Source organism: Streptomyces sp. NPDC006602 (genome assembly GCF_042870385.1).
Lineage (GTDB): Bacteria > Actinomycetota > Actinomycetes > Streptomycetales > Streptomycetaceae > Streptomyces.
Genome location: NZ_JBIAHG010000002.1, coordinates 101757 through 126471, shown reverse-complemented (window position 1 = coordinate 126471; position 24715 = coordinate 101757). Strand labels below are relative to the sequence as shown.

At 69.4% G+C, this 24715-nt stretch carries 20 protein-coding genes and 6 pseudogenes; 16 read left to right on the top strand and 10 right to left on the bottom strand.

Going from position 1 to position 24715, the window contains the following annotated elements:
- Positions 1–82 precede the first annotated feature (82 nt).
- From ACFYO2_RS05220 to ACFYO2_RS05205, 4 genes are all read right to left on the bottom strand, one after another.
- A complete protein-coding gene (locus ACFYO2_RS05220; protein ID WP_388344312.1) occupies positions 83–2284 on the bottom strand; it encodes a xanthine dehydrogenase family protein molybdopterin-binding subunit in 2202 nt (733 codons plus the stop codon).
- Positions 2281–3261: an FAD binding domain-containing protein gene (locus ACFYO2_RS05215; RefSeq protein ID WP_388344309.1), complete on the bottom strand. Its 981-nt coding sequence runs from the start codon at positions 3259–3261 to the stop codon at positions 2281–2283. The genes ACFYO2_RS05220 and ACFYO2_RS05215 overlap by 4 nt, the downstream gene beginning before the upstream one ends.
- A gap of 5 nt (positions 3262–3266) precedes the next feature.
- Complete coding sequence (locus ACFYO2_RS05210) at positions 3267–3920, bottom strand: (2Fe-2S)-binding protein (protein WP_307079922.1); 654 nt, start codon at positions 3918–3920, stop codon at positions 3267–3269.
- A gap of 233 nt (positions 3921–4153) precedes the next feature.
- The gene (locus tag ACFYO2_RS05205; protein WP_307079924.1) at positions 4154–5044 is read right to left on the bottom strand and encodes a helix-turn-helix transcriptional regulator; all 891 of its coding nucleotides are present in this window, start codon (positions 5042–5044) and stop codon (positions 4154–4156) included.
- A 325-nt stretch (positions 5045–5369) separates the two neighbouring features.
- Here ACFYO2_RS05205 and ACFYO2_RS05200 point away from each other — a divergent pair, with 325 nt between their 5' ends.
- The 3 genes from ACFYO2_RS05200 to ACFYO2_RS05190 all read left to right on the top strand — a co-directional run bounded on the left by ACFYO2_RS05200 (position 5370) and on the right by ACFYO2_RS05190 (position 8182).
- Positions 5370–6053 carry a TetR/AcrR family transcriptional regulator gene (locus ACFYO2_RS05200; protein WP_388344305.1) on the top strand — a complete coding sequence of 228 codons (684 nt, stop codon included), beginning with the start codon at positions 5370–5372 and terminating at the stop codon, positions 6051–6053.
- Between the two features lie 40 nt (positions 6054–6093).
- Positions 6094–6984 (top strand): alpha/beta hydrolase, encoded by an 891-nt coding sequence (locus ACFYO2_RS05195; protein ID WP_388344302.1) that lies wholly within the window; start codon positions 6094–6096, stop codon positions 6982–6984.
- Between the two features lie 97 nt (positions 6985–7081).
- Positions 7082–8182: an AI-2E family transporter gene (locus tag ACFYO2_RS05190; RefSeq protein ID WP_388344300.1), complete on the top strand. Its 1101-nt coding sequence runs from the start codon at positions 7082–7084 to the stop codon at positions 8180–8182.
- Here ACFYO2_RS05190 and ACFYO2_RS05185 read toward each other — a convergent pair.
- Positions 8179–8369: pseudogene (locus ACFYO2_RS05185) on the bottom strand (integrase core domain-containing protein); the annotation flags it as partial. The gene ACFYO2_RS05190 and the pseudogene ACFYO2_RS05185 overlap by 4 nt on opposite strands.
- Before the next feature lie 16 nt (positions 8370–8385).
- A pseudogene (locus ACFYO2_RS05180) lies at positions 8386–8667 on the bottom strand (transposase); the annotation flags it as partial.
- A 32-nt stretch (positions 8668–8699) separates the two neighbouring features.
- On the opposite strand from ACFYO2_RS05180, the gene ACFYO2_RS05175 reads away from it, so the two are divergent.
- Complete coding sequence (locus tag ACFYO2_RS05175; protein ID WP_388344297.1) at positions 8700–9041, top strand: ArsR/SmtB family transcription factor; 342 nt, start codon at positions 8700–8702, stop codon at positions 9039–9041.
- Between the two features lie 223 nt (positions 9042–9264).
- On the opposite strand, the gene ACFYO2_RS05170 is transcribed toward ACFYO2_RS05175, so the two are convergent.
- Positions 9265–10290 carry an aldo/keto reductase gene (locus ACFYO2_RS05170; protein ID WP_388344294.1) on the bottom strand — a complete coding sequence of 342 codons (1026 nt, stop codon included), beginning with the start codon at positions 10288–10290 and terminating at the stop codon, positions 9265–9267.
- A 554-nt stretch (positions 10291–10844) separates the two neighbouring features.
- Here ACFYO2_RS05170 and ACFYO2_RS05165 point away from each other — a divergent pair.
- From ACFYO2_RS05165 to ACFYO2_RS05140, 6 genes and pseudogenes are all read left to right on the top strand, one after another.
- Positions 10845–11202, top strand: a pseudogene (locus tag ACFYO2_RS05165) (IS5/IS1182 family transposase); the annotation flags it as partial.
- Positions 11203–11284: 82 nt separating this feature from the next.
- Complete coding sequence (locus tag ACFYO2_RS05160; protein WP_388346101.1) at positions 11285–11446, top strand: hypothetical protein; 162 nt, start codon at positions 11285–11287, stop codon at positions 11444–11446.
- Positions 11385–12490: pseudogene (locus ACFYO2_RS05155) on the top strand (class I adenylate-forming enzyme family protein); the annotation flags it as partial. The gene ACFYO2_RS05160 and the pseudogene ACFYO2_RS05155, both read left to right, overlap by 62 nt.
- Before the next feature lie 27 nt (positions 12491–12517).
- The gene (locus ACFYO2_RS05150) at positions 12518–13003 is read left to right on the top strand and encodes a class I adenylate-forming enzyme family protein (protein ID WP_388346038.1); all 486 of its coding nucleotides are present in this window, start codon (positions 12518–12520) and stop codon (positions 13001–13003) included.
- Positions 13000–13710: an alcohol dehydrogenase catalytic domain-containing protein gene (locus tag ACFYO2_RS05145; protein WP_388344291.1), complete on the top strand. Its 711-nt coding sequence runs from the start codon at positions 13000–13002 to the stop codon at positions 13708–13710. The genes ACFYO2_RS05150 and ACFYO2_RS05145 overlap by 4 nt, the downstream gene beginning before the upstream one ends.
- Positions 13711–13805: 95 nt before the next feature.
- Entirely contained in the window at positions 13806–14675 is an 870-nt protein-coding gene (locus tag ACFYO2_RS05140) for a PAS domain-containing protein (RefSeq protein ID WP_388344288.1), read from the top strand.
- A gap of 98 nt (positions 14676–14773) precedes the next feature.
- Here the strand turns inward: ACFYO2_RS05140 and ACFYO2_RS05135 are convergent, their stop codons facing one another.
- Complete coding sequence (locus ACFYO2_RS05135) at positions 14774–14953, bottom strand: helix-turn-helix domain-containing protein (RefSeq protein ID WP_388344285.1); 180 nt, start codon at positions 14951–14953, stop codon at positions 14774–14776.
- 476 nt (positions 14954–15429) lie between these two features.
- On the opposite strand from ACFYO2_RS05135, the gene ACFYO2_RS05130 reads away from it, so the two are divergent.
- Complete coding sequence (locus ACFYO2_RS05130) at positions 15430–15855, top strand: hypothetical protein (RefSeq protein WP_388346099.1); 426 nt, start codon at positions 15430–15432, stop codon at positions 15853–15855.
- Between the two features lie 124 nt (positions 15856–15979).
- On the opposite strand, the pseudogene ACFYO2_RS05125 reads toward ACFYO2_RS05130, so the two are convergent.
- A pseudogene (locus ACFYO2_RS05125) lies at positions 15980–16129 on the bottom strand (IS630 family transposase); the annotation flags it as partial.
- A gap of 554 nt (positions 16130–16683) precedes the next feature.
- Here ACFYO2_RS05125 and ACFYO2_RS05120 point away from each other — a divergent pair.
- Positions 16684–16881: pseudogene (locus tag ACFYO2_RS05120) on the top strand (IS110 family transposase); the annotation flags it as partial.
- A 101-nt stretch (positions 16882–16982) separates the two neighbouring features.
- Here the strand turns inward: ACFYO2_RS05120 and ACFYO2_RS05115 are convergent.
- Complete coding sequence (locus ACFYO2_RS05115; RefSeq protein ID WP_388344282.1) at positions 16983–17921, bottom strand: helix-turn-helix domain-containing protein; 939 nt, start codon at positions 17919–17921, stop codon at positions 16983–16985.
- A gap of 160 nt (positions 17922–18081) precedes the next feature.
- Between ACFYO2_RS05115 and ACFYO2_RS05110 the strand changes: the two genes are divergently transcribed.
- From ACFYO2_RS05110 to boxB, 4 genes are all read left to right on the top strand, one after another.
- Positions 18082–19602, top strand: coding sequence for a GMC family oxidoreductase (locus ACFYO2_RS05110; protein WP_388344279.1), 1521 nt, complete (start codon positions 18082–18084; stop codon positions 19600–19602).
- Positions 19603–19639: 37 nt separating this feature from the next.
- Complete coding sequence (locus ACFYO2_RS05105; RefSeq protein ID WP_388344276.1) at positions 19640–21103, top strand: benzaldehyde dehydrogenase; 1464 nt, start codon at positions 19640–19642, stop codon at positions 21101–21103.
- 452 nt (positions 21104–21555) lie between these two features.
- The gene (gene boxC / locus ACFYO2_RS05100) at positions 21556–23286 is read left to right on the top strand and encodes a 2,3-epoxybenzoyl-CoA dihydrolase (protein WP_388344273.1); all 1731 of its coding nucleotides are present in this window, start codon (positions 21556–21558) and stop codon (positions 23284–23286) included.
- Between the two features lie 4 nt (positions 23287–23290).
- Positions 23291–24712 carry a benzoyl-CoA 2,3-epoxidase subunit BoxB gene (gene boxB / locus ACFYO2_RS05095; RefSeq protein WP_388344270.1) on the top strand — a complete coding sequence of 474 codons (1422 nt, stop codon included), beginning with the start codon at positions 23291–23293 and terminating at the stop codon, positions 24710–24712.
- Positions 24713–24715 lie beyond the last annotated feature (3 nt).

The window sequence follows — 24715 nt, the reverse complement described above, 5'->3', positions numbered from 1 at the left end:
GGGGGACGGAGTCGCGGCGGCGGCCCTGGTGTGCCCTGCGTGGCGGGGCGGCCCGCAGGGCGGTCGTGGCGGGCCCGGTTGCTCAGAGCAGGGCTTCGGCCGTGATGGGCAGGGTGCGGATGCGGCGTCCGGTGGCGTGGAAGACCGCGTTGGCGAGGGAGGCGGCCACCCCGAGCTGGACGACTTCGCCGATGCCCTTGACGCCGATGGGGTCGGCCTCGTGGTCCTCGCCGTCGAGGTAGATGGCCTTGAGGTCGGGGATGTCGGCGTTGACGGGGACGAGGTAGTTGGCGAGGTCGGCGTTCACGATTCGGCCGTCGCGCTGGTCCATGACCATGTGCTCAAGCAGGGCCTGCCCGATGCCGCCGACCATGCCGCCCAGGGCCTGGCTGTCGGCGAGTTTGGGGCTGATGACGCGGCCCACGTCGTACACGCCGAGCATCCGCCGCACCCGGACAAGACCGAGGCGGGCGTCGACGGCGACCTCGGCGAACACCGCGCCGTAGGAGTGCACCGAGGCCCGGTGGGACTCTTCGGGAGTGTAGGAGCCGAGCACCTCGAGGTGGGTGCGGTTGTTGCGGGCCAGCAGCCGCTGGTAGGTCTCCCCGCGCGCGGGATTGTCCTTCACGTACAGCCGCCCACCGCGTACGACGACGGTGTCGGCGCCGTACAGCGGCGAGTCCTCGTCCTCGACGGCGAGTTCGATCGCCTGCTTGCGCAGCTTGTCGCAGCCGTCCTGGACTGCGGAGCCGACGTTGGCCATGGTCATGGAGCCGCCGTGCGGCGGGGTCACGGGCATGCGGGAGTCGCCGAGCCGGAAGGTCACGTTGCGCATGGTCAGGCCGAGGGCGTCGGCGGCGAGCTGGCTCTGGGAGGTGTAGGTGCCCGGGCCCATGTCGCTGGTCGCGGCCTCGACCAGGGCCGTGCCGTCGGCGTTGAGCCGGACCGACGCCTGGGCCGCCCAGTAGAGGTGGTGGTAGACGCCGGCGGCCATGCCGGTGCCGATCAGCCAGTCCCCGTCGCGGGTCGAGCGGGGCTTGGGGTTGCGGCGGTCCCAGCCGAACTCGCGGGCGCCGGTGGTGTAGCACTCGCGCAGCCGCCGGGTGGAGAACGGCAGTCCGTTCGACTCGTCCTCGGCCGGCTCGTTGCGCCGGCGCAGCTCGATCGGGTCGATGCCGAGTTCGTGGGCGAGTTCGTCCATCGCCGACTCGACGGCGAAGGAGCCGGTGGCGTAGCCGGGCCCGCGCATCCAGCACGGTGTGTTCACGTCGAGCGACACCGTCCGGTACTCCTGGCGGACGTTGGGGGTGCTGTAGAACATGTTGCCGGGGGCCAGGACGCCCTCTTCCACGAAGTTCTCGTATGTCGAGGTCTCGGCCGTGACGTCGTTGACCATGGCGGTCAGGCGCCCGCGCCGGTCACTGCCCAGGCCCAGCCGGAACTCGTACGTGGGCCGGTAACCGACCCCGAAGTAGAGCTGCTTGCGCGAGAGCACGAGTTTGACCGGGCGGCCCGTCTCACGGGCGGCGACGGCCGCGATCGTGACGTGCGGCCAGGAGCGGATCGCGCCGCCGAACCCGCCGCCGACGAACGGCGAGATGACCCGGATCGACTCCTGCGGGATACCGAACACGGCGGCCAGCTCGACCTGCGTGCCGGGCACCCACTGGGTCTTGTCCCACAGGGTCAGCTTGTCCCCGTCCCAGCGGGCGATGGTGGCGTGCGGCTCCATCGGGTTGTGGTGGTTGCGGCCCAGATGGTACGTAACATCCAGCTGTACGGCGGCGGAGGCGAGCGCCTTGTCCGCGTCACCGCGCGCGTAGGTGATGGGCTTCCAGTCCGGGCGGTCGGCCGGGTCGGCCATGTCGGTCGACGGCTGCCGGGCGTCGTAGGAGACCTTCACCAGGCTCGCCGCGTGCTGCGCCGTCTCCAGCGTGGTGGCGACGACGGCCGCGACCGGCTGCCCGTGGAAGCGGACCTGGTCGTCCTGGAAGACGTGCAGTCTGTCGCCTTCCAGCGGGTCGATCGAGGCGGGGTTGTCGCGGTAGGCCAGCTTGGGCGCGTTGAGGTGGCTGATCACCTTCAGGACGCCGGGCTGGGCGAGGGCGGCGCGGGTGTCGATGCCGGTGATCCGGCCGCGAGCGACCGTGCTGTCGACGACGACCGCGTGGACCACGCCGCCGATGTCGTGCTCGGCGGCGTACGTCGCCTTCCCGGTCACCTTCAGCCGGCCGTCCACACGGGACAGCGGCGCTCCCACGGCTGCCTGCGGCTGAGGGCTCACTTGGTACCTCCTACGACGCGCAGCTGGCGTTCGACGGTGCGCTTCACCAACTCGACTTTGAAGCGGTTGTGCTCCAGGGGGCGGGCCCCGTCGGCCGCGCGTTCGGCCGCCGCAGCCCACAGGCTTGCCGACGGTCGTTCGCCGATGAGGTGCCTCTCGACGGCGGGCAGCTTCCATGGCACGGTGCCGACGCCTCCGGCGGCGACCTTGGCCTCCTGGATCCGCCCGCCGCGGATGTGCAGGGCGACGGCCGCGGAGGTGAGGGCGAATTCGTAGGACTGCCGGTCTCGGACCTTCAGATAGCCGGACTTCAGGGGGCGGGGAAGCGGCGGGATCTCCACGGCACTGATCAACTCGCCCTGCCGGATGGCCTGTTCGCGGTTGGGGGTGTTGCCCGGCCGGAGCAGGAAGTCGGCGAAGGGCACAGTGCGCTGTCCGTCCGGGCCGAGCAGGTGCACGGTCGCCTCCAGTGCGGCGAAGGCGACGGCCACGTCCGAGGGATGGGTGGCCACGCAGTTCTCGGAGGTGCCGAGGATCGCGTGGGTGCGGTTGAAGCCCTCCAACGCGGCGCAGCCCGATCCGGGTTCGCGCTTGTTGCAGTTCGCGGTGACGTCACGGAAGTACGTGCACCGGGTGCGCTGCATGATGTTGCCGCCGATGGTGGCCATGTTCCGCAACTGGGCGGAGGCGCTCAGCTCCAGGGCCTGTGAGACCACCGGATACAGGGCGCGCACCCCGGAGTGGGCGGCGGCTTCGGACATCCGGACCAACGCCCCGATGCGCAGGCCCCCGTGCCGGGTGACGACGATCTCGCGCAGCGGCAGGGCACTGATGTCGACCAGGGTTCTGGGCCGTTCGACGGTCTCGCGCATCAGGTCGACCAGGGTGGTGCCGCCGGCGATGTAGCGTCCGCCGCGTCGACCCGCGTCCAGGGCCTCGCGGGTGTTCTCCGCCGTGGTGTACGAGAAGGGGTACATGGCGCTCACTTCCCGTGCGCGGTCTGCTCGACCGCGCGCACGATCTTGACGTAACAGCCGCAGCGGCAGATGTTGCCGCTCATGAACTCCCGGATCTCGTCCTTGGAGCCGGTGTGCCCCTCCTGGATGCAGCCGACGCCGGACATGATCTGGCCGGGGGTGCAGTAGCCGCACTGGAAGGCGTCCTGTTCGATGAACGCCTGCTGGAGCGGGTGCAGTTCGTCGCCGTCGGACAGGCCCTCGATGGTGGTGACCTCGGCGCCCTCCAGCCGTATCGCCAGCGTCAGGCAGGAGTTGACCCGCCGTCCGTCGACCAGGACCGTGCAGGCCCCGCAGGCACCTGCGTTGCAGCCCTTCTTGCTGCCGGTCAGCTCCAGATGCTCGCGCAGCAGATCCAGCAGCGAGGTCCGGTTGTCTACTGTGACGGTGTGCCGCTTGCCGTTGACGGTCAGGGAGACACGGCCGCTGGGTGGTCCGTCAGCGGCGACCGCCTCCTCGGCGCCCAGGCCGAGTGGTCCCGCCAGACCGCCCGCCATCACAGCACCACCGACGACGGCGGTCGTGGCGACGAAGGTGCGCCGGGACGGTTCCGACGTGGACGGTTCCGACGGGGGTGCGGTCGGCGGAGGGGCAGCTGAATCAGTGACTTCAGTAGACATGCGTACGCTTTCTACTCGGTGGAAGGTCAACGGCCTTGCTCATCGGCGCGCTTGCAGGAGAACTGGTGTCGTCTCCCAAGTGTGGCAACCGGCCGGCCCACCCCGTCGCCTGAGATGACGGATGCTGCCTCGGTGCGTGAGGGCCTGCGGCGGCAGGGCCGCTGCACTCCATCCGGCGCGGGCCGTCGTTGCCCCGCTGCTCGGGATGTGATCCTGCGGTTGCGCCGCGGGTGTCAGCCGGCCGGGTTGCGTGTCTGTCGGGTGGTGTGGGGGTTGGTGGCGGACGTGGTGGTCCAGCTGGAGAGGATGCCCAGGGCTTCGGCGGTGGGGGAGGAGGGTTCGGGCGTGTAGATGACGAGGCACTGTTCGGGGTCGCCTTCGACGGCGAGGACCGCGAATTCGAGAGTGAGGTCGCCGACGAGAGGGTGGTGCAGGCGTTTGGTACCGGTGGTGTGCGCGACGACGTCGTGGTCGGCCCACAGGCTGCGGAAGATGTCGCTGTGCAGGGACAGTTCGCCGATCAGCTCGGTGAGCTGAGGGTCGTCGGGGTGGCGGCCGGCGTACAGGCGGAGCCTGGACACGCAGGTCTCGGCGACCTCGTCCCAGTCGGTGTACAGGGTGCGGGCGGCCTCGTCGAGGAAGACGTAGCGGGCGAAGTTGCGCTCGCGGTGGGGTCGGGCTTCGAAGTCGGTGTAGAGGGCGCAGGCGAGCTTGTTGGCGGCCAGGATGTCCAGCCGTCGCCCCTCGATCACCGCGGGAACGCTGAGCGCGTCCAGGGTGCGGTAGAGGACCGGGTGGACCCTTTGGGGGGCGAGAGGGCGCTGGCGGCGGGTTCGGGCGGTGGGCTTGGGCTGCGCGAGGGTGAAGAAATGGGCGCGTTCGACGTCGTCGAGGTGCAGGGCGCGGGCGACGGCGTCCAGGACGGCCTCGGAGACGCCCTGGGTGCGGCCGCGCTCCAGGCGGACGTAGTAGTCGACGCTGACTCCGGCTAGCTGGGCGACTTCCTCGCGGCGCAGCCCCGGCACGCGGCGGGGCCCCGGGTGTGGGGTGAGGCCGGCCTGCTCGGGAGTGATCCGGGCCCGGCGGGTGCGCAGGAACTCACGGATCTCGCTGCTGCGGTCCATGGGAACCACCGTAGGACGGCCTCCCGCCCCGTCGGGCCCTGAAAGGGGTACTGGCGGACCCCCCCGGAAGTGTGGCGGCGCGTGGGGACCGCGGGCGGTTGCCTGGACGGCGGCTACCCACAGCGCCCCCATGCCAGCGCCATCGACGCCGTCGTGCCTTGGCAAATGACAGTTCCTTATCGGTGTGACAGAGCCCCGCCGAGTAGCTGTATGCACAGCTCCGATGGACGCCTGCTGACCCGTGCGCACAGCGTGGGCCCATGGGAAAAAATTTGCCGAGAAGGAAAGATTGCCAAAATAGAAAGAATCCTGGATGATCACCGGCGTGACATCCGAGTTGAGCCTGCGACAGCGGAAGAAGCTGGCGACGCGCTCCGCGTTGAGCCACGCCGCGTGGTCATTGATGGCGGAGCAGGGTCTGGACGCGGCGCCCCCGGAGGCCGTCGCCGAGGCGGCGAATGGGGCGCCGCGGACGTTCCGCAACTACTTCGGGAGCCGTGAGAAGGCGATCCTCCACGGATTGGTCTCGCGGGGCACCATCCTCGTCGACACCATGCGGGCCAGGCCTGCGGAGGAACCGGGGTGGGATTCCCTGGTCAAGGTGCTTCCGGCCTTCACAGCGACGTTCGCCGTTCAGCGCGACGACATCGCGGTGTTGATGCGCGCAGTGGCCGAGAACCCGGCGATGCGGGCCCAGCATTTTGTCGCCCACGAGGACGCCCATCAGCGACTCGCCGAGTTCATCGCCGACCGTACCGGCACCGATGTCGAGCGGGACCTGGCTCCGCGACTCCTGGCCGCCACGGCAGCCGCAGTGCTGCGGACGTCGGTCGAGATCGGGGCCAGAGGCGAAACCGGCGCCACACTGCCGGACCTGGTCCGCGAGGGCCTGGCGCAACTGCGTGACAGCCTCCCGGTCGGTGCGGGTGGAACGACCGCCCACCGGTCCGGCGTTCGCCCGCAGGGTGTCCGGACGATTCCGAAAGCGCCCGACGAGGAGACCACCTGATGACATCGTTCCCCCTGCCGAGCGGGCTGACGAGGATCCGATGAACGACATCCATCCCGATCTCGCGCGGGGCCGCTTTGTCGTGCCCGGCCCCGAGGGGGTGCCGGACGTCTCTCTGCGCGTCTTCCAGCCGGCCGGCCTGAAGACGACGGCGCCGGCCCTGCTGTGGGTACACGGAGGCGGCCTCATCTTCGGAGCCCCGGAGAACGACGACCGCACGAGCATCGCCTTCGCCCGTGAACTCGGCATCACCGTCGCCGCGGTTCGCTACCGGCTGGCGTCACACAGTCCCGCACCCGCCGCGGTGGAGGACGCCTACGCCGCGCTGCGTGGCCTGGTCGCGCAGGCGCGCCACCTCCACATCGACATCGACCGCATCGCGATCGGCGGTGCCAGCGCGGGCGGCGGCATCGCCGCGGGCCTCGCGCTGCACGCCCATGACCGTGCCGAGATCCGTCCGGTGTTCCAACTGCTGGTCTACCCGATGCTGGACGACCGCACGACAACGCGAACCGACCCCTACGCCCTCGACGTGCGCCTGTGGACGGCCAAGAGCAACAGGTACGGCTGGTCGTCCTACCTCGGCGACGCCGTCGCGGGCCCGGACGTCTCCCCGTACGCGGCCGCGGCGCGCCGCGAGGACCTCAGCGGCCTTCCTCCGGCCTGGATCGGAGTGGGCACCCTCGACCTTTTCCACGACGAGGACGTCGAGTACGCGCGCCGACTGGACGACAGCGGGGTCCCGTGTGAACTTCACGTCGTCCCCGGGGCTTTTCACGGGTTCGACGCGGTGTTTCCCGATGTCGAGGTCTCCCGGGACTTCTGGCGTCAGCAGGTGAAGGCGCTCGCGCGCGAGCTGCAGCAGAGTCGAGGCCGGCCGCGGTCGGCGGCCGAGTGCGAGCGGAGACAGAAACACCATGAACAGCCGTAGGGGAACCCCTCGAAGAGACCTTCGCGGGCGACACCCGCGCCGTCGGCGCCTGCAGGTGCACCGACCGCGACCGGTGATACGCACCACGGTCGTATCCGTGAGTCAGTCGGCAGAAGCGGGATGGAGCCGGGCGGAAAGCCGTCAGAGCCCGCTGCCGGAGCCCGCCCGGCGCCTCGCCGCAGGCAGCGCACTGGTGCTCCTCCTGAGCGGTGTCGTTTCCCTGATCGTCTGGTTCTGCATCACGTTCCAGGCCGTCGTCACACCCGTACTGCTCGCGCTGCTGGGTGCGGCCCTGCTCGGCCCGCTCTACCGGCGACTCGTCGCCATGAAGATCAACAAGTCCCTTGCCGCCGGGCTGACCTGCACCACCGTGGTCCTGGTCATGGGCGGAGCCTCCTACATCGTGGTGACCGCCCTGATCGACACCGGCGACCAGATCATCTCCTCGCTGCGGGACGCGGCGCAGTCGCTCAGTGGGACGTTCGAGGCGGCGGGGACCTCCCTGGACGAGATCGCCAAGAACGCCAAGGACCTGGCGTCCCAGTTCGGAGGTAACGCTGTCGCCGGCGTGATGAGCGGCGTCAGCGTGCTCACGGAGATGATCGCGACAGGCTTTCTCGCGATCCTGCTGCTCTTCTTCTTCCTGCGGGACTCCGACAGGGCCGTCGCCGCGCTGCACTCACTGGCACCCCGCGGCTCCGGGGACACCGTCGTAGCCATGGCCCGCCGGGCCTTCCAGGCGATCGAGGGCTTCATGCGCGGAACCACGATCATCGCCTTCATCAACGCCGTCTGCATCACCGTCGGTCTGCTGGTCCTCCAGGTCCCGAATGCCGCCGGGCTGGGGGCGCTGGTGTTCATCGGTGCGTACATCCCCTACCTCGGTGCGCTTCTCTCGGGCGCGGTCGCGGTCCTCGTAGCGTTCGCCGACGGCGGTCTCGGCACCGCGCTGTGGGTCCTCGGACTGGTGCTCGCGGTGCAGACCATTGAGGGGAACGTGCTCCAGCCGATGATCCAGAGCCGCACGCTGCAGATGCACCCAGCAGTGGTCCTGCTGGCTCTCACTGCCGGCGCCTCCGTCGCCGGGATCCTCGGCATGCTGCTGTCGGTGCCGCTGACCGCGGCCGCGTTCGGGGTGGTCTCGGAGCTCCGGAAGCGACATGGGGGAGGGGAGAAGGGGGAGGTCGCGAGGGCCTAGGTGTGCTGTTCGGACAGGTTGGTGACGCGGCTGGCTGGGGGTTGGCCGCTGATTCCGGTGTGGGGTCGGTGGTAGTTGTACCAGTCCAGTCAGTCGGGAAACGCGGCTCGGCGTTCGGCGTCTGAGGTGTAGGGCCGGTGGTAGCCCATTCGTCGAGCAGGGTGCGGTGGAAGCGTTCGACCTTGCCGATGCTCCTATAGCTGTCAAGGAAGGTCAGGCTGCGGTTGCCAGATCTTCGCGGGCAGGTGGGTGCGCTGGGGGCGCGGGACGAGTAGGCCGTAGACCTCACGGGCGATGTGTCGCTTGAAGCAGCGGATGATCTCGGTCTTCGCCTTGCCTTCGGCTGTCCTGCGGGCCACGTAGGCGCGTGTGCGTGGCTCCCAGGCCATGCGGCTGACGGTGATCATGTAGCGGGCGTGGTTGGCCTGACGGTCGCCTCCGCGGTTGAGGCGGTGGCGGCTGGTCTTGCCGGAGGACGCGGGGATCGCAGCAGCCATCCGCCATGAAGGAGGTACGGGTGACCCAGTACACCGACCGGATTCCCGCACACCCCGAGCCGCACGAGTTCACCCTCCAGGCGGTGCTGGACGCGCTCGTGGATCCGGTGCGCCGCAGCATCACTGCCCAGCTGTACCGCGCCGGGCAGCACGTCAGATGCGGAGGCCTCGATCTGCCGGTGGCCCGCTCCACCGCCACGCACCACTTCAACGTCCTGCGTGCGGCGGGCATCATCCGCCAGTACTACGCGGGCACATCCAAGATGAACGCTCTGCGCGCCGACGAACTGAACGCCCGGTTCCCGGGCTTCCTCGACGCCTGTGTGCGAGAGGCCGCCGAGAACCTCAGTCCGGCAGGCTGAACGGCCCGGGCTGTATTTCGTCCTGTTCCCAGGGGATGGACGCACCATCACGGCGTCGATGCGGCCGACCGAGACGCACGTCGACGGGGAGCCTCATAGGAAGCGGCCGTTCTTTCGCGCTTCGTTGCTCGACATCTCGAAGCGTGAAGAACGGCCACGTCAGGTGCCGTCGGTTTCCTGGGATCTCAGCAGGTCGAGTGACCTGTGATGGCAATTCCCAAGCTTACGGCAGGGGCGAATTGCCGTGCCCGCCTTCCGAGCTCGTCCCCAGCTTGGCCCCGACGTCGATCATGGCGAGCATCGGCTCGCTCAATCGCGCGCCCTGCACCTTGATCTGAGCGAAGCCGTCCTCGATATCCGCGATGTCGGCGGTGGTCAGCCGGACCTGCACAGCGTCCATGTTTTCTTCCATGTGCCCCTGCGTGATCGGCCCCGGAATGGGCACGATCCACGGCTTGCGGGCGAGCAGCCAGGCCAGTGCTGTCTGGGCAGGCGTCGCCTGGTGGCGTGCTCCCACACGCTGCAGCAGTTCGACAACGGGCCAGTTCGCGCGACGCGCCTCCGGAGTGAAGCGGGGCAGTGAAGCCCTCAGATCCGCGGGGCCGTGCACCATCATCGGAGTGACAGTGCCGGTCAGATACCCCATTCCGAGCGGACTCCACGGCACGAACCCGATGCCCAGCTCTTCGCAGGCCCGCAGTGCTTCTATCTCCGGATCGCGTGTCCAGACGGAGTATTCGTTCTGCACCGCCGTGACCCGCTGAACCTTGTGCGCGCGACGAATGGTCGCCCCGCCAGCAGCGGACAGGCCGAAGTGGCGGATCTTGCCCTCGGCGATCAACTCCTGGACCGTCCCGGCCACTTCCTCGATGGGCACCTTGGGATCGACGCGGTGTTGATACATGAGATCGACGTAGTCGGTCTTCAGGCGCCGGAGTGATTCCTTGGTCACCTGCCTGATGTGCTCGGGACGGCTGTTGAGGCCCTGAATCTGGCCGTCCCGACCGATGTCGAACCCGAACTTGGTAGCGATCACCACCTTGTCGCGTACCGGCTTCAGTGCCTTGCCGACTATCTCCTCGCCAAGGTACGGCCCGTAGACTTCGGCGATATCGAAAAACGTGACACCCCGGTCATAGGCCGCCCGGATCACCCGGACCGCTTCCTTGGTGTCGGTCGGCGGCCCGTACATCCCGGCGAAGTTCTGGCAGCCCATCCCCAGGGCGGAGACTTCCAGCGAGCCGAGCATGCGGCGCTCTGTGCTCATCGGGTGTGAACTGGGCGCGGAAGGTTTAGGGGTTGTTGCCTGCGCGGCTGAAACAGGTAGGAAGGACGCTGCGCCAACTCCAAGGCCGGCAGCCATGAATCCACGGCGGTTCACGACAGTTCTTCTCCTCTTTGTTCTTGACTTCGAATCGGGTTCACTGAAGGAGGCTGATTGTTGAGCGCGAAAGACGCAGACAGCTCGCGATAGGCGTGATCCCTGCTCGAATTAAGTAAAGCATTTGCAAACCCGGTGCCGATGGCTGGAGGGGGCCCCCTTCGTCCAGGGGTCTGTCAGTACCCCCTTGGCGGGGGCGGTCGTAAACCTTGATTTGGCTTGAGTGTGGGCTAGTTGGCATGACAGGCGTTGGTGGCGCTGGATAGTCGGCGACCAGCCGTGGCCGGACGGCGGTGCGGATTAACTGAGCGTTTTCAGAGTGGCCACCGATGGAGTGATGGAGTCGGTGTGCACAACACACGAGGTACCCGTGCCGTTGAGGGAGGTGTTCGACGTCTCAACTGACCGGCGCAGGTGCCTCGTTGGTTCCTTGTCCTGCTGCACTCAACTTGCCTCATGCGCTGGTCGAGTGGGTCACGCCCTGGCCCAGCTCGCCGTCGGCTTCGACATATCGGCCGGCACGGCCCACACCTGCACCACGGCGGTGATCGACCTCCTGGTCGCCCAGGCGCCCGGCCTGCTCAAGGTCCTGCGCGAGCACAAACCGGAGTACGTACTGCTCGACGGGACGTTCGCCGAGTGCGACAGGTGCTGTGGATCTCGCCCGCCTTGCCAGGCTGGTGCCACGACCTGACCTCGGCCCGCACCCACCGGATCATCCGGATCCGCGAACGTCAAGGCATGCCCGTCCTCGCCGACCGCACCTACCAGGGCGCCGGACGTCTTCCCCGACCCCGACCGCTTCGACATCCACCGCGCCCAGCGCAACCACCTCGCCTTCGGCGGCGGACCCCACTACTGCATGGGCACCTGGGTGGCGTGGCACGAGGTCGGCGAGATCGCCTGGCCGACCCTCTTCCGGCGGCTGCCGGGCCTCGCCCTTGACCCGGACCGGCCGGTCGATGTCGGCGGATGGGTCTCCCGTGGGCTGCTCACCCTGCCCGTCCGCTGGCAGCGGTCCTGACCGTGTTCTGACTGTGGAAGGAGCCACGTTGCCCGAGAACACCTGGTTCGGCGCCCGGCTCGTCGCGAACGCGGCCGAGGTCCCCGACCGGACCGCCCTCATCTTCGAGGACCGGATCTGGACCTACGCGCAACTGGACCGCGCGGTCCGGCGCACGCTCGGTCATCTCGCGGACCTCGGCGTCGGCAAGGGCGACGGCGTGGTGATGCGGGGCGAGGCCCGACCGGAGGCGCTGATCACGATGCCCGCCGTGACGCGCATGGAGCCCTCCTCGTCCCCGTCCATCCGGAACTGACCGGGCAGGAACTCGCCGTCGTGTGCGACGAGACCGTGCCACGCGCCATCGTGGCCGACCGGACGTTCGTGGACGGCCTGCCGCCCGACGACAGCGGCAGTCTCCGTCTGACGTGGGAGGAGGTCTGCCCCGCCGAAGGACAGGTCGCCGCACCGGACAACCCCGTACCCCCGGCGGGCCCGGACGTGGCGGTCATCGCGTTCACCTCCGGCACGTCGGGACGGCCCAAGGGCGCCGCGCTCACCCACGACAACCTGTACTGGAGCATGGCCAACGGGATGGCCCGGCTGCCCGTGACCGAGGACGACGTCGTACTGGTGGCCACACCCCTGGCCCATGTGGCCGTCCTCGGCGGACTGCCGCAGTACACGTGGGCCGCGGGCGGGACCGTGGTCCTCGCGCCGGGGTTCGACCCCGACCTGTTCATCGACCTGGTCCGCGACCACCGGGTGACGGCGGCCTTCGCCGTCCCCGCGATGCTGTCTCTGCTGGCTCGGCACTCCCGCTTCGACACCCCGGACCTTGGCTCTCTGCGCTGGGTCCTGGCGGGCGGCTCACCGGCGATGTCGTCGACGACCACACGCCTGCTCAAGCGGGGCGTCAAGGTGGTCAACTCCTACGGCCTGACCGAGAGCAGCGCCGGCATCACCTACGCGTCGGGCGACGAGATCGCCGACCGGCCGACCTCCGCCGGACCGCCCGTGCCCCACGTCGAGCTGATCGTCGTCGACGACCGGGGCGCGCCCGCCCCGGCCGGGACCGTCGGTGAGATCTGGGTGCGCGGCCCGTCCGTCGCCGCCTCGTACTGGACGCGCGAGGGTCCGCGGCCCGCCACCGACCCGGACAGATGGTTCCACACCGGCGACCGCGGCCGCTACGACGCACAGGGTCGGCTGGAGGTCGTCGGGCGCACCAAGGAACTGATCATCACCGGAGGAGAGAACATCGACCCCGCCGAGGTCGAGAACGCCCTGGCCGACCTCCCCGGCGTGCTGGAAGTCGCCGTAGGCGGATCGCCCCACCCGGTCTGGGGCGAACTCGTCACCGCCTTCGTGGTCGCGAGCGGCCCCGGACCGACCCTGGACGACATCCGCAAGCACCTCGACGGCAGGCTGGCCCGGCACAAGTGGCCGCGCAAGCTGTGCGTCGTCCCGGCGCTGCCCCGCGGCGCGACCGGAAAACTCCAGCGGCGATCCCTCGCAGAGCTGGCCACCGACCGAACCGGGGGCGACGGAGCCCCCGACACCGAGGAGAGACCATGACCGCCACCATGCGCGCAGCGCGGATGCACGACGTCGGCGAGCCCATGAGGATCGAGCGGATCCCCGTCCCGCAGCCGGGCCCCGGCGACGTCCGGGTGGCGGTGCACGCCGTCAACATCGTCCCCAATGTCGCCAACATCCTGAACATGTGGACGACGTGGTTCCCGCACAGCCCCCTCCCGACCCTGCCGGCGATCTTCGGCCTGGACCCGGCAGGCGTCATCGAGGCGGTGGGCGAGGGAGTCGAGGGCTTCGAGGTGGGCGACCGGGTGTACGTCAACCCGGGCCGCTCCTGCGGCTCGTGCCGGTCCTGCCGCAACAACGACTCGATCAGCTGCGCCAGCTACGCCTTCGCCGGCTACTTCGGCTTCTCCAAGAGCGCCGTCGGCCTCCTCGACCGCTACCAGGGCGGGCTCGCGGAGTACATGGTGGCGCCCGCGTACGCCCTGGTGAAACTGCCCGACCAGCTCTCCTTCAACGCCGCAGCCCGCTTCGGGTACATCGGCACGATGTACTCGGCGCTGCGCAAGGCGGAGGCCGGCCCCGGCAAGACGATCCTGATCAACGGCATCAGCGGGACCCTGGGCATCGCCGCCGCCCTGCTCGCGCCCGCGATGGGACTCACCCATGTCTACGGCACCGGCCGCGACCGCGAACTCGTTGACCTGCTCCAGCGGGAAAGACCTCGTGCTCGACGTGACCGCTGACAACGCTGATGTCGGCGCCGTAGCCGCCGGTCTCCTCGCGGACCCATTCGTCGAGCGCCGGAGCCGATCAGCCGCAGCTGCTGGTCCATCATGCGGTGGACGCCGGACTGTCCAGCACCGACAGCCTGCTGCTGGCCCTCCAGCAGGCGACGGCCGGCCTGGGCGGCCTCGGCGGGCTGGTACACCGGCGCGAGCCCCGTTCCGGACTGCTTCGCCTCGTGGCGGTGAGCGGGCTGGCGCCGAAGACCGGCGAGGCATGGGCCTGGCTCCGGCAGGACGAGGACACCGCTCCCGCGCGGGCGGTGCGCCGCGGTGCCTACGTGTGGCAGGACGAGGACACCGCGGGGACCGGGGCCTCCGGAATGGCCTCGGTTCCGGTGCCGGGTCCCGCCGGTCCCGCCGGCGCACTGTCGGTGCTCACAGCGGAGCCCGGTGAGCCGGGTCCCGCCCGGCAATCCTTTCTCCGCGCGGTGGCGGACTGGGCCTCCGCGTATCTGGAAGAGACCTCCGCCCTCACCGCCGGTTTTCCCTCCGGGGAAGCGCTGGACTCGGCTTCCCGGCCCGTCCTCCGCAATATGGGCGACGGCTTGCTGACGGTCGACGAGGACTGGACGATCACCTTCTGCAACAAGGAGGCGGAGCGTGTCATCGGCACTGGTCAGTCACCGCTCGGGAGCACTCTGTGGGACCTCCCCGCGGGTCGGGTGCGAGGTCTGGAAGCCCAGTGCCGACGGGCGTCCGCCGAAGGCACACCGATCGCCTTCGACCTGCGCTGGCCGACCGACCAGCGTCTTTACCACTTTCGGCTCGTACCGGTGAAGGGCAGCGGCCTGACGGTCTCCTTCGCCGATGTCACCGTTCAGCGGTCGCGAGACGCCGGGAGCAAGGTCGCCGAGCGCACGGCCCGCATGGGCGAGCTGACCGTAGGGTGCGCTGGCGAGAAGGCCGACAGCGATGGCGGCTGATGGCCGACGAAGGAGGGGCCCGAGCAGCGCTGGATCCCGGATGGCGCACCATGGGCCCCCTGACTGCCGGGCCCTGCCGGGGATGCCTGCAGGGGCGCTCATGACCGCTTCTTCGGGGTGCGGGCCGGGCCGTGGTTGTGCTTGGGCCGCATGCGGGTGCCCGCTTGGTGCAGGAGCCGATAGACGGTGCCGACGGAGTAGCTGCACTCCGCAGCGAGGTCCGGCACCGTGGCGCCGGCCTCGTACCCCCGCAGGGACCCCGCGAGCTTCTTTTGCATTGCCGATCAGAGGACCGCTCGACCAGGGCGAGGTGCCTTCCTCGTCCTCGGTGGTGTCGCACCACCGCTCAAGAAGCGCGGCGACGTAGGCAGCGATGCGTTGGGACGGAGGCTCCTCAACCTCACCGTCGTCCGTGACGCCCAAGGCCTCGGCGCCGCGCTGGAACGCCGATTGCTCGGCCAGAACCGACGGCTGGTGTCCACGAAGCTGCGCATGCTGGCGCGAGCGGTACGGCTTGCCGTCCAGCACAGCTTCTCGCTTCGCAGGAACACGGCGTGGCTGCCGCGTTCATATCAAGGCTGTCGCCGCCGAAGATCTCTGGCCCCGCTATGGCGACACACGCCTCATGACCTGCGCTGTACCAAAGTGCCAACTATTTCGCTGATTCTGCGGCTCCGGCCGCTGAAGATACTTGGCATCAGTGCAGGTCGTGAACGTGGCCTGGTGCCAACTAGCGAGCCCGGTCACACCAGATGTGACCACCGAGGGTGGCGCCATCGGCGCCACCGTCGCCGCGATGCGCCCGGATGCCGTTGTCTCCCTCACGCTGGTCTGCGCCTCCGCGCACTTCGGCGAAGCAGCGCCCTGGCAGCATCGTGCTGCCCTTGTACGGGAGATGGGCACCAGTGCCGTGCTGGACTCCAGCCCAGCGCGCTGGTTCGCCGATCGGGCGACGACCGCGCGTACGCCGCTCGGCAGCGCCCTCCTCCAGGATCTCGCCGGCGCTGACGCGCACGGCTATGCGGCATGCTGCGATGCGCTGGCTCAATACGACCTACGAGAGAGTCTCGCTCTCATAAGTGCCCCCACACTGGTGATCGGTGGGACCGAGGACACGGCAACTCCGTCGCACCACGCCGAGGAACTCGCGGCCGGCGTGCCTGAGCAGGACTCACATTGATCGACACGGGCCACCTTGCAGTCGAAGCCCCGAGCCTCGTCGGGGAGTTGCTGTGCGCCCATGCCCTGGCCCGGCGTTGACCGCCACACGGTTGAGCACCGGATCGAACGCGGTCCCAACACCACATCACCGCTACCCGGTTCCCGTCGGCCGAGGCCAGCAGCATCATCGCGCGCCGATAGCGAACCGAACTCGTGCTGCCCCGGCGCACGATCTGCTGCAGACGCTGCCCTTCCTGGTCGGTCAGTCTGCGCACACGGACAGGCTCGGCCACCGCGCTTCCAGCAGTCGGATCGGACGTCACCGCACATCCAACCGCCACGACCGCCACCCCGGCGAACCTAATCCGTAGGTAAGGGCGTCCCGATGGAGCGGAAGCTTCTGGGGAGGTTCGAGTAGAGGGCTGCGATGCCTACGGCGAACCGGGTCTGCTGAGACCTCCGCATAGATCGGCGCGCGGGCCTCGTACTCACGGTGGTGGCAGCTGCGCGGGCGTCGGACGGACGCCTATTGGTTTCCCGGCCTCGATGCCCAAGGGTAGATCGGCGGCGCCGGCGTCCACGCACCTGTCGCCGTCCAGCCGGTGTTGGCGCCCGTTGGTGCTGGACGGCCGTTTGACGTCCCTCCCGGCACGCGAGGTCGGCCGAAAGATCGGCGCCGTCCAGTGCCGCCGGGCGTCCACACCCACCGAAAGATCACTCCTGGGTATTGGTGGTGCGAGCCCGCTCCATGGTGACCTCTTGTGAAGCCCGAGCCGTCCGAGCTCCCGCAGAGACCGAGGCCCGTGGGACGAGCTGGTGCCACGAACGGCTACCCGACTGGGCGCACCAGCCATCGCTGGTGGAGGACGCGCTCGGCAAACAGATGCTCGCGCTCCTGGTCCAGCTGGAGGCCGCCTGCACCGCCGCCGACAATCTGGCCGAGGCGGTGGAGGAAGCTTTCCCTCAACACCCGGACGCTGAAATCATCCTCAGCTTCCCCGGACTCGGCATCCAGCTCGGAGCCCGGGTGCTCGCCGAGATCGGACATCAGGCTTGTGTGAGGCGAGTTCGGTGCTCACCCCGTCTTTCTCACCCTTCTTCATGGCCGGATCCGCGGGGCAGCGCGGCTCTCGTGAGGTCCGGCGACTACACGGCGTCGCGACGGGCAGCCGAGGGGTTCACGCCGTACTTCGCGTGGAAGGCGCGGGTGAAGTGCGCCTGGCCGACGAAGCACCAGTGGGCGGCGATCGCCGCGATGCTGCGATGGGCGAGCAGCGGGTCGGCCAGGTCACGCATCGCCGCTTCGAGGCGGCGAGATCGGATGTAGTCGGTGACTGTGCATGACTCGTGTTCGAACAGTCGGTGCAGTGTGCGCGCGCTCATGTGGTGCACGGCGGCGACCCGCGCATGGGTCAGATCCGGTTCGGCGAGGTGCGCTCTGATGTAGTTCAGGATCTGCAGCCGCAATGCGTCCGCTGCGCCATCGTTGCCACAGGTGGTGACGTCGCTCAGTGCCGCTGCCACCAGATGCAGTCCCGCTTCGCCGAGCCGGTTGGCGGATGTCCGGAGGATCAATTCTCGCTGCGATACCGCGGTTGACACGAAGCCGGCCAGCACCGCGCCGGGTCCGTCCGCGAGTGGATGGGCACGGTTCATCGACGTGACGACCATGCGCTCGGGCAGGCTCAACGCGCCCCGGGGAAAAGCCATGACCGCGCACGACCATTGCCGCTCCAGACGCAGATGGTAGGGCCTGCCGGTGTCGTAGATCGCCATCTGCCCGGGCGCGATCGAGATCTCGCGATCGTCCTGGCACACGGTGGCGTACCCGCTCAGCTGTACGCAGACCTTGAGCAGGTCGATCGGTGTCTGCCGTACGGCCCTGGGGGTGCGCCGCACGACCTGCGGCGTGCCGCTCACCCGGTAGGCAGCGATCACCCCGAGCTGAGTACCGGCCATCTGCCCATGGGCGGCCCGCGCTCCGATGGCCTCCGGGACGAGCCGGCCGAAAGCACTGCCCAACTGCTCTCGCCAGAGTTCGGCCGGGTGAGAGCTTGACTGTTCTGTCCATGCGGTCGACCACATCACTGTGTGCGCCCTCCCACCAGACTTGTCCGTGCACGACAAAGGCCGAGGCGGGATCAGTCAACAACTCTGCAACGTGACTGACAAGAATCTGTAGCAGCTTTTTCACCGCGCGGGCGACGGGGCCCGCCGGACCGCCGAATCAGAGGTGGGCTTGGCCATGGCTTCTCGTTACGACTACGTGGTGATCGGTGCCGGGTCGGCCGGCTGCGTTCTGGCCGCGCGGCTGTCGGAAGATCGCGACACCCGCGTTCTCCTGCTCGAATCCGGTCCTGCCGACGACGCGCCGGAGATTGACGTGCCCCCCGCGTGGCCCGCGCTGTGGGGCACGGAGATCGACTACTCCTACGACACCGTTCCCCAGGCCGGCACTGGCGGGGTGGTCCACAACTGGCCTCGGGGGTGCACGCTCGGCGGGTCGAGCAGCATCAACGCGATGGTGTACCTGCGTGGGCACGGCGCGGACTTCGACGAGTGGGCCAAGGCGGGCTGCGACGGCTGGGATTACGCCTCCCTGTTGCCCTACTTCCGGCGCATGGAGACCGTCAGCGGCCGGGATCCGCAGTACCGGGGTGAGGACGGCCCGATGCGTCCGGCTCCGTCGGCGCAGCCGAATCCGCTGTCGCAGGTCTTCCTCGACGCGGCGGCGGCGACCGGTCATCCACTGACGGACGACTTCAACGGAGCGGTGCAGGAGGGTGCCGGCTGGCACGATCTGTCGATCACGGATGGGCACCGCCAGAGCACCGCGGCGGCCTATCTGCATCCGGTCCGTGGCAGCCGTCCGAATCTCACGGTCGCGACGGAGTCCCGTGCCCACAGGCTGCTGTTCGACGGCACACGCTGCACCGGTGTCGAGTACGAACGCCGCGGCGAGGTCGTCACCGCGTACGCGGATGCGGAGGTGGTGGTCAGCGCGGGCGCGGTCGACTCGCCTCGGCTTCTGCTTCTCTCCGGTGTGGGCGCTGCCGACGAGTTGGAGCAGGCGGGTGTCGCGGTCGTGCACGACCTGCCCGGTGTAGGCCGCAATCTGCACGACCATCCGCTGTGCGGGATCGTGTACGAGGCGAGCCGGCCCATCCCGCCGGGGCTCGCCAACCATGCCGAGACGTCGATGCTGTGGCGCAGTGACCAGGCCCTCGCGGGCCCGGACATGCAGCTGATGTTCATCCACGTGCCGTTCCACCCTCCGGCGCTTCAGGCCCCGGAGAACAGCTTCACCTTCGGCGTCGCCACTGTGCCCGAGGCACGCGGCTCGATCCGGATCGCGGGGCCCGATCCACGGACACCGCCGATGATCGATCCGAACTATCTGGGCGCGGAGTCCGACGTGCGCCGGCTGCTGCACGGCATCGAGGTCGCCCGGGAGATCGCCGCCTCCGAACCGTTCGCTCCCTGGCGTGCCCGCGAGGTGCTTCCCGGACCCGACGTCACGGACGAGGCCGGTCTGCGGGAGTTCGTCGCCCGGGGCACTGGAACCTACTACCACCCGGTCGGCACGTGCGCGATGGGCGTCGGGCCGGAGGCCGTCGTGGGGCCCGATCTGCGGGTGCACGGCCTGGACGGCTTGCGTGTGGCGGACGCCTCGGTCATGCCGAGGCTCGTCTGCGTCAACACCAACGCCGCCACGATCATGATCGGCGAGAAGGCAGCGGACCTCATCCGCCGGCCCGGCGCCTGACAACCCGAGCTCACGCGAAGCTGAGGAGAACCCCGCGATGACCGAACTTCTCGACGACGTTTCCTGGCAGGGCAAGATCTACAGCAATGGCTGGACCACCGCCCACGGCGGTGTGCTGGACAGCACCGAACCGGCGACGGGTGCCTTCCTGGCCCAGGTCGGCCTGGCCGATGCCGACGACGTGGCGGCCGCGACCGCCCGAGCCGTCCAGGCACAAGCCGACTGGGCCGCGGCGACCGGCCCGGCCCGCGCCGCCGTGATCCGCAAGGCCGCCGCCGTCCTCGCGGACAACCGTGCGGAGTTCGAGCGCTGGCTCGTCCGCGAGGGCGGCGCGGTGCCGGGCAAGGCGGCGTTCGAAGTCGACCTGGTGCTGGGGGAGTTGTGGGAGGCGGCGGCGCTGCCCACCCAGCCCTGGGGGCACCTGCTGCCGGCCAGTGAGCCCGGCCGGGAGAGCGTCGCCCGCCGGGTGCCGCTCGGCGTGGTCGGCGTGATCAGTCCGTGGAACTTCCCGCTGATCCTCTCCGTCCGGGCCGTCGCGCCGGCGCTGGCGCTGGGCAATGCGGTCGTCCTGAAACCGGACGTACAGACGGCGGTGTCTGGAGGCACACTGGTCGCGCGGCTGTTCGAGGCGGCCGGCCTGCCCGACGGGGTACTGCATGTGCTGCCCGGGGGCGCCGGGCCCGGCGCGGCGCTGGCCGAGGACCCGAACGTCGCCATGATCGCCTTCACCGGCTCGACGGCGGTCGGCCGTGAGGTCGGCGCCACCGCCGGGCGCACGCTGAAGCGGGTCTCGCTCGAACTCGGCGGCAACAACGCCCTGATCGTGCTGGACGACGCCGACCTGGAGATCGCCAGTTCGGCGGGAGCCTGGGGCGCGTTCCTGCACCAGGGCCAGGTCTGTATGACCGCGGGCCGGCACATCGTGCTCGAATCCGTCGCCGACGAATACCTCGACCGGCTGGCCAAGCGGGCGCAGGGACTTCCGGTGGGCGATCCGTTCACGGGGCAGGTGGCCCTCGGGCCGCTGATCAACGAGCGGCAGCGGGACAATGTGCACCGGATCGTGGAGGAGAGCGTCGGGGCGGGGGCCGAGGTCAGGGCCGGCGGCACGTACGACGGGCTGTTCTACCAGCCCACCGTGCTGGCCGGCGTGACCACGTCGATGCCCGCGTTCCGTGAGGAGATCTTCGGACCCGTCGCACCGGTCGTCGTCGTACGCGACGAGGACGAAGCGGTCGCGGTCGCGAACGACACCGAGTACGGGCTTGTCGCCGCACTGCAGACGGGATCCCCGGACCGTGGCCGCGATCTGGCGCGACGGCTGCGGACCGGCATCGTCCACATCAACGACCAGACCTTGAACAACGACGCGTACGCGCCCTTCGGCGGTACGGGCGCCTCCGGCAACGGCAGCCGGTTCGGCTCCCAGAGCAGCTGGGACGAATTCACCCAGTGGCAGTGGGTCACCTTCCGCGAGCAGGCGCACGCCTTCCCCTTCTAGCCATCCGGGGAGCAGCTGCCGAACTGTACTCGATGTCTGACCACTGTGCGGGGGGGGGGGGGGGGGGGGGGGGGGGGGGGGGGGGGGGGGGGGGGGGGGGGCGCGGGCGCGCGCCCCCCCCCCCCCGGGACCCGCGGCGCGGGGGGGGGGGGAGGCCCGCGGGCCCCCCCCCCCCCCCCCACCCCCCCCCACGCCGGAGCAGCAGCGGGCCTACCTGGCGATTTCGGCCGGTTCATACAGCCGCGTCAGCTGGCCTGCCGTCGCCCGTTGCACGGGCCACGACAGTACGGACGACGCCGCCAATTTCCGCTGCGCCAAGACGTACGGCCCGCAGCGGCGTTAGTTCCTCAGGAACCCATCAAGGCAATGCTCTACAGAACCTTGACGCACTGAGGAACTTCTGTAGAAGATTCCCCTGTAGGTACCTGTGCTAGCGCGAGGAGGCGCTCGTCATGGTGGTGGCAAGCAAGCCGGGCGTGGCCGATGCCGCGCACGGAGCGCCGGAGTCCACAGGCACGGTGGTGGTGACCTTCGACCGGAGCCCGGACGCGTACCGGCACTGGAAGCTTCGGACCGACGGGCCCGTCGCGTGGCTGGAGATGGACGTCGACGAGCAGGGCGGCCTGGTCCCGGGCTACGAGCTGAAGCTCAACTCCTACGACCTGGGCGTGGACATCGAACTGTACGACGCCCTCCAGCGGCTGCGGTTCGAGCACCCAGAGGTGCGGTCGGTGGTGGTGACCAGCGCCAAGGAGCGAGTCTTCTGCGCCGGGGCGAACATCCGGATGCTGGCGGCCTCCCCGCACCACTGGAAGGTGAACTTCTGCAAGTTCACCAACGAGACCCGCAACGGCATGGAGGACGCCTCGGAGCACTCCGGGCTGACCTTCATCGCCGCGGTCAACGGCTCCTGTGCGGGCGGCGGTTACGAGCTGGCGCTGGCCTGCGACCGGATCCTGCTGATCGACGACAACTCCTCGGCGGTGGCCCTGCCCGAGGTCCCGCTCCTGGGCGTGCTGCCCGGGACCGGCGGCCTGACCCGGGTCACCGACAAACGCCGCGTCCGCAAGGATCTGGCCGATCTCTTCGCCACCCGCAGCGACGGCGTACGGGGCAAGACGGCGGTGGACTGGCGGCTGGTCGACGAGGTCGTCCCGCGCCGGGACTTCCGTACAGTCGTTGAACAGCGCGCCCTGGAAGCGGCCGAGCACAGCACCCGGCCGACGGACGCCGAGGGCATCGAACTGACACCGCTGGAGCGGGTCGTCACCGAGGACGGCATCACCTACCAGTACGTGCGCGCCGCGTACGACCGTCCGCTGGGCCTGGTCCGCATCACCGTACGGGGCCCCGTCGAGGACGCCCCCGCCGACGCCGCCGCCATCCACGACGAGGGCGCCGACGGGTGGCTGCTGGCCCTCACCCGCGAGCTCGACGACCTGATCCTGCGGCTGCGGGCGAACGAGACCGAGCTGGGCACCTGGGTGCTACGCACCAAGGGCGATTCCGCGCTCGTACTGGCCCACGAGCAGGCGGTGTTGGGCGCCGCCGCCGAGGGCGACTGGCTCAGCAACGAAATCGCGCACTACTACAAGCGCACCCTGAAGCGGCTCGACGTCACCAGCCGCAGCCTGGTGGCGCTCATCGAGCCGGGCAGCTGCTTCGCGGGGCTGCTGCTGGAGCTGGCCCTGGCCAGCGATCTGCAGTACATGCTGGACGGCCCGCCCATCGAGGACCCGGACAGCGACGAGCGCGCCCAACTCACTCTCTCCGAGGCGAACTTCGGCACCTTCCCCATGGGCAACGGCCTCACCCGCCTCCAGTCCCGCTTCTACCAGGAGGACGACCACATCGAGTGGCTGCGCCGGGAGGCCGGGCAACCCCTGAGCGCGGCCCAGGCGCGCGAGCTCGGCCTCGTCACCGACGCGCCGGACGACATCGACTGGGAGGACGAGATCCGCATCGTCCTGGAGAGCAGGGCGGCGCTCAGCCCGGACGCGCTGACCGGCATGGAGGCCAACCACCGGTTCGTCGGCCCAGAGACCATCGAGACCAAGATCTTCGGACGGCTCACCGCCTGGCAGAACTGGATCTTCATACGCCCGAACGCCGCCGGTCCCGAGGGCGCGCTGCGCCGCTACGGCACCGGCCAGAAGGCGGTCTACGACCGGAAGCGAGTGTGACCCGATGCCCACGAAGATCGACTACGACTCCAAGATCCCCAACAACGTCGCTCTCGCCGACGACCGCCGTCTGCAGCGGGCGCTGGAGGGCTGGCAGCCCAAGTTCCTCAACTGGTGGGGCGAAATGGGCCCGGAGCTGGAGAACCGAGGCGTCTACCTGCGTACCGCCGTGTCGGTCGGTCGCGACGGCTGGGCCCACTTCGACCACGTCAACGTGCCCGACTACCGGTGGGGCATCTTCCTCGCCGAGCGCGACCTCGACCGCCGCGTCGCCTTCGGCGAGCACAAGGGGCAGCCGGTCTGGCAGCAGGTACCCGGCGAGTACCGCGCCGACCTGCAACGACTGATCGTCGTCCAGGGCGACACCGAGCCGGCCTCCGTCGAGCAGCAGCGCCTCCTTGGCCTGACCGCCCCGAGCCTGTACGACCTGCGCAACCTCTTCCAGGTCAACGTGGAGGAGGGCCGGCACCTGTGGGCGATGGTCTACCTGCTGCACGCCTACTTCGGCCGGGAGGGCCGCGAGGAGGCCGAGGCGCTGCTCCACCGCAACTCCGGCAGCCCCGACTCGCCACGCATCCTGGGCGCGTTCAACGAGGAGACCGCCGACTGGCTGGCCTTCTTCATGTTCACGTACTTCACCGACCGGGACGGCAAGTACCAGCTCGGCTCGCTCAAGGAGAGCGCCTTCGACCCGCTGTCGCGGACCTGCACCTTCATGCTGAAGGAAGAGGCGCACCACATGATGGTCGGCACCACGGGCGTCGACCGCGTGGTGACCCGTAGCGCCCAGCTGGTCCGCGAGCACGACACCCCGGACATCGCCGCCTGCGGCGGCATCCCGCTCGACATCATCCAGAAGTACATCAACTTCCACTACACGGTCTCCCTGGACCTCTTCGGCAGCGAGACCTCCACCAACGCGGCCAACTACTACACCGCCGGGCTCAAGGGCCGCTGGCAGGAGGAGCGCCGCAAGGACGACCACCGGCTCACCGACCACAGCGCCTTCCTGGACAAGCCGAACGCCGACGGCACCTGGGCGGTCGACGAGGTCCCCGCGCTGCTCGCCCTCAACCTGGACCTGCGCGACGAGTACATCTCCGACTGCAAGAACGGCATCACCCGCTGGAACCGGATCCTGGAGGACCACGGGATCGACTACCGGCTGAAGCTGCCGCACCCGGGCTTCAACCGGAACGTCGGCCTCGCCGCCGGTCACCACGTGACCCCCGACGGCACGATCGTCGACGAGCAGACCTGGGAGGCCGGCCGCCAGCACTGGCTGCCCACCGCCGAGGACCTGGCGTTCGTGCGGTCGCTGATGCAGCCTGTGTACGAACGCGGCAAGATCGCGAACTGGGTCGCGCCGCCGGTCAACGGCATCAACGGCCAGCCGTTCGACTACGAGTACGTCCGACTGGTGTGAGGT

What these genes read in the sequence shown, in the direction of transcription:
- ACFYO2_RS05210 (WP_307079922.1), bottom strand. Translation starts at nt 3,920, where the DNA reads ATGTCTACTGAAGTCACTGATTCAGCTGCCCCTCCGCCGACCGCACCC.
- ACFYO2_RS05115 (WP_388344282.1), bottom strand. Translation starts at nt 17,921, where the DNA reads ATGTGGTCGACCGCATGGACAGAACAGTCAAGCTCTCACCCGGCCGAA.
- boxC (WP_388344273.1), top strand. Translation starts at nt 21,556, where the DNA reads ATGGTGGTGGCAAGCAAGCCGGGCGTGGCCGATGCCGCGCACGGAGCG.
- ACFYO2_RS05105 (WP_388344276.1), top strand. Translation starts at nt 19,640, where the DNA reads ATGACCGAACTTCTCGACGACGTTTCCTGGCAGGGCAAGATCTACAGC.
- ACFYO2_RS05170 (WP_388344294.1), bottom strand. Translation starts at nt 10,290, where the DNA reads ATGCTCGGCTCGCTGGAAGTCTCCGCCCTGGGGATGGGCTGCCAGAAC.
- ACFYO2_RS05135 (WP_388344285.1), bottom strand. Translation starts at nt 14,953, where the DNA reads ATGCAAAAGAAGCTCGCGGGGTCCCTGCGGGGGTACGAGGCCGGCGCC.
- ACFYO2_RS05195 (WP_388344302.1), top strand. Translation starts at nt 6,094, where the DNA reads ATGAACGACATCCATCCCGATCTCGCGCGGGGCCGCTTTGTCGTGCCC.
- ACFYO2_RS05145 (WP_388344291.1), top strand. Translation starts at nt 13,000, where the DNA reads ATGACCGCCACCATGCGCGCAGCGCGGATGCACGACGTCGGCGAGCCC.
- ACFYO2_RS05160 (WP_388346101.1), top strand. Translation starts at nt 11,285, where the DNA reads ATGGGCACCTGGGTGGCGTGGCACGAGGTCGGCGAGATCGCCTGGCCG.
- ACFYO2_RS05215 (WP_388344309.1), bottom strand. Translation starts at nt 3,261, where the DNA reads ATGTACCCCTTCTCGTACACCACGGCGGAGAACACCCGCGAGGCCCTG.
- ACFYO2_RS05205 (WP_307079924.1), bottom strand. Translation starts at nt 5,044, where the DNA reads ATGGACCGCAGCAGCGAGATCCGTGAGTTCCTGCGCACCCGCCGGGCC.
- ACFYO2_RS05110 (WP_388344279.1), top strand. Translation starts at nt 18,082, where the DNA reads ATGGCTTCTCGTTACGACTACGTGGTGATCGGTGCCGGGTCGGCCGGC.
- boxB (WP_388344270.1), top strand. Translation starts at nt 23,291, where the DNA reads ATGCCCACGAAGATCGACTACGACTCCAAGATCCCCAACAACGTCGCT.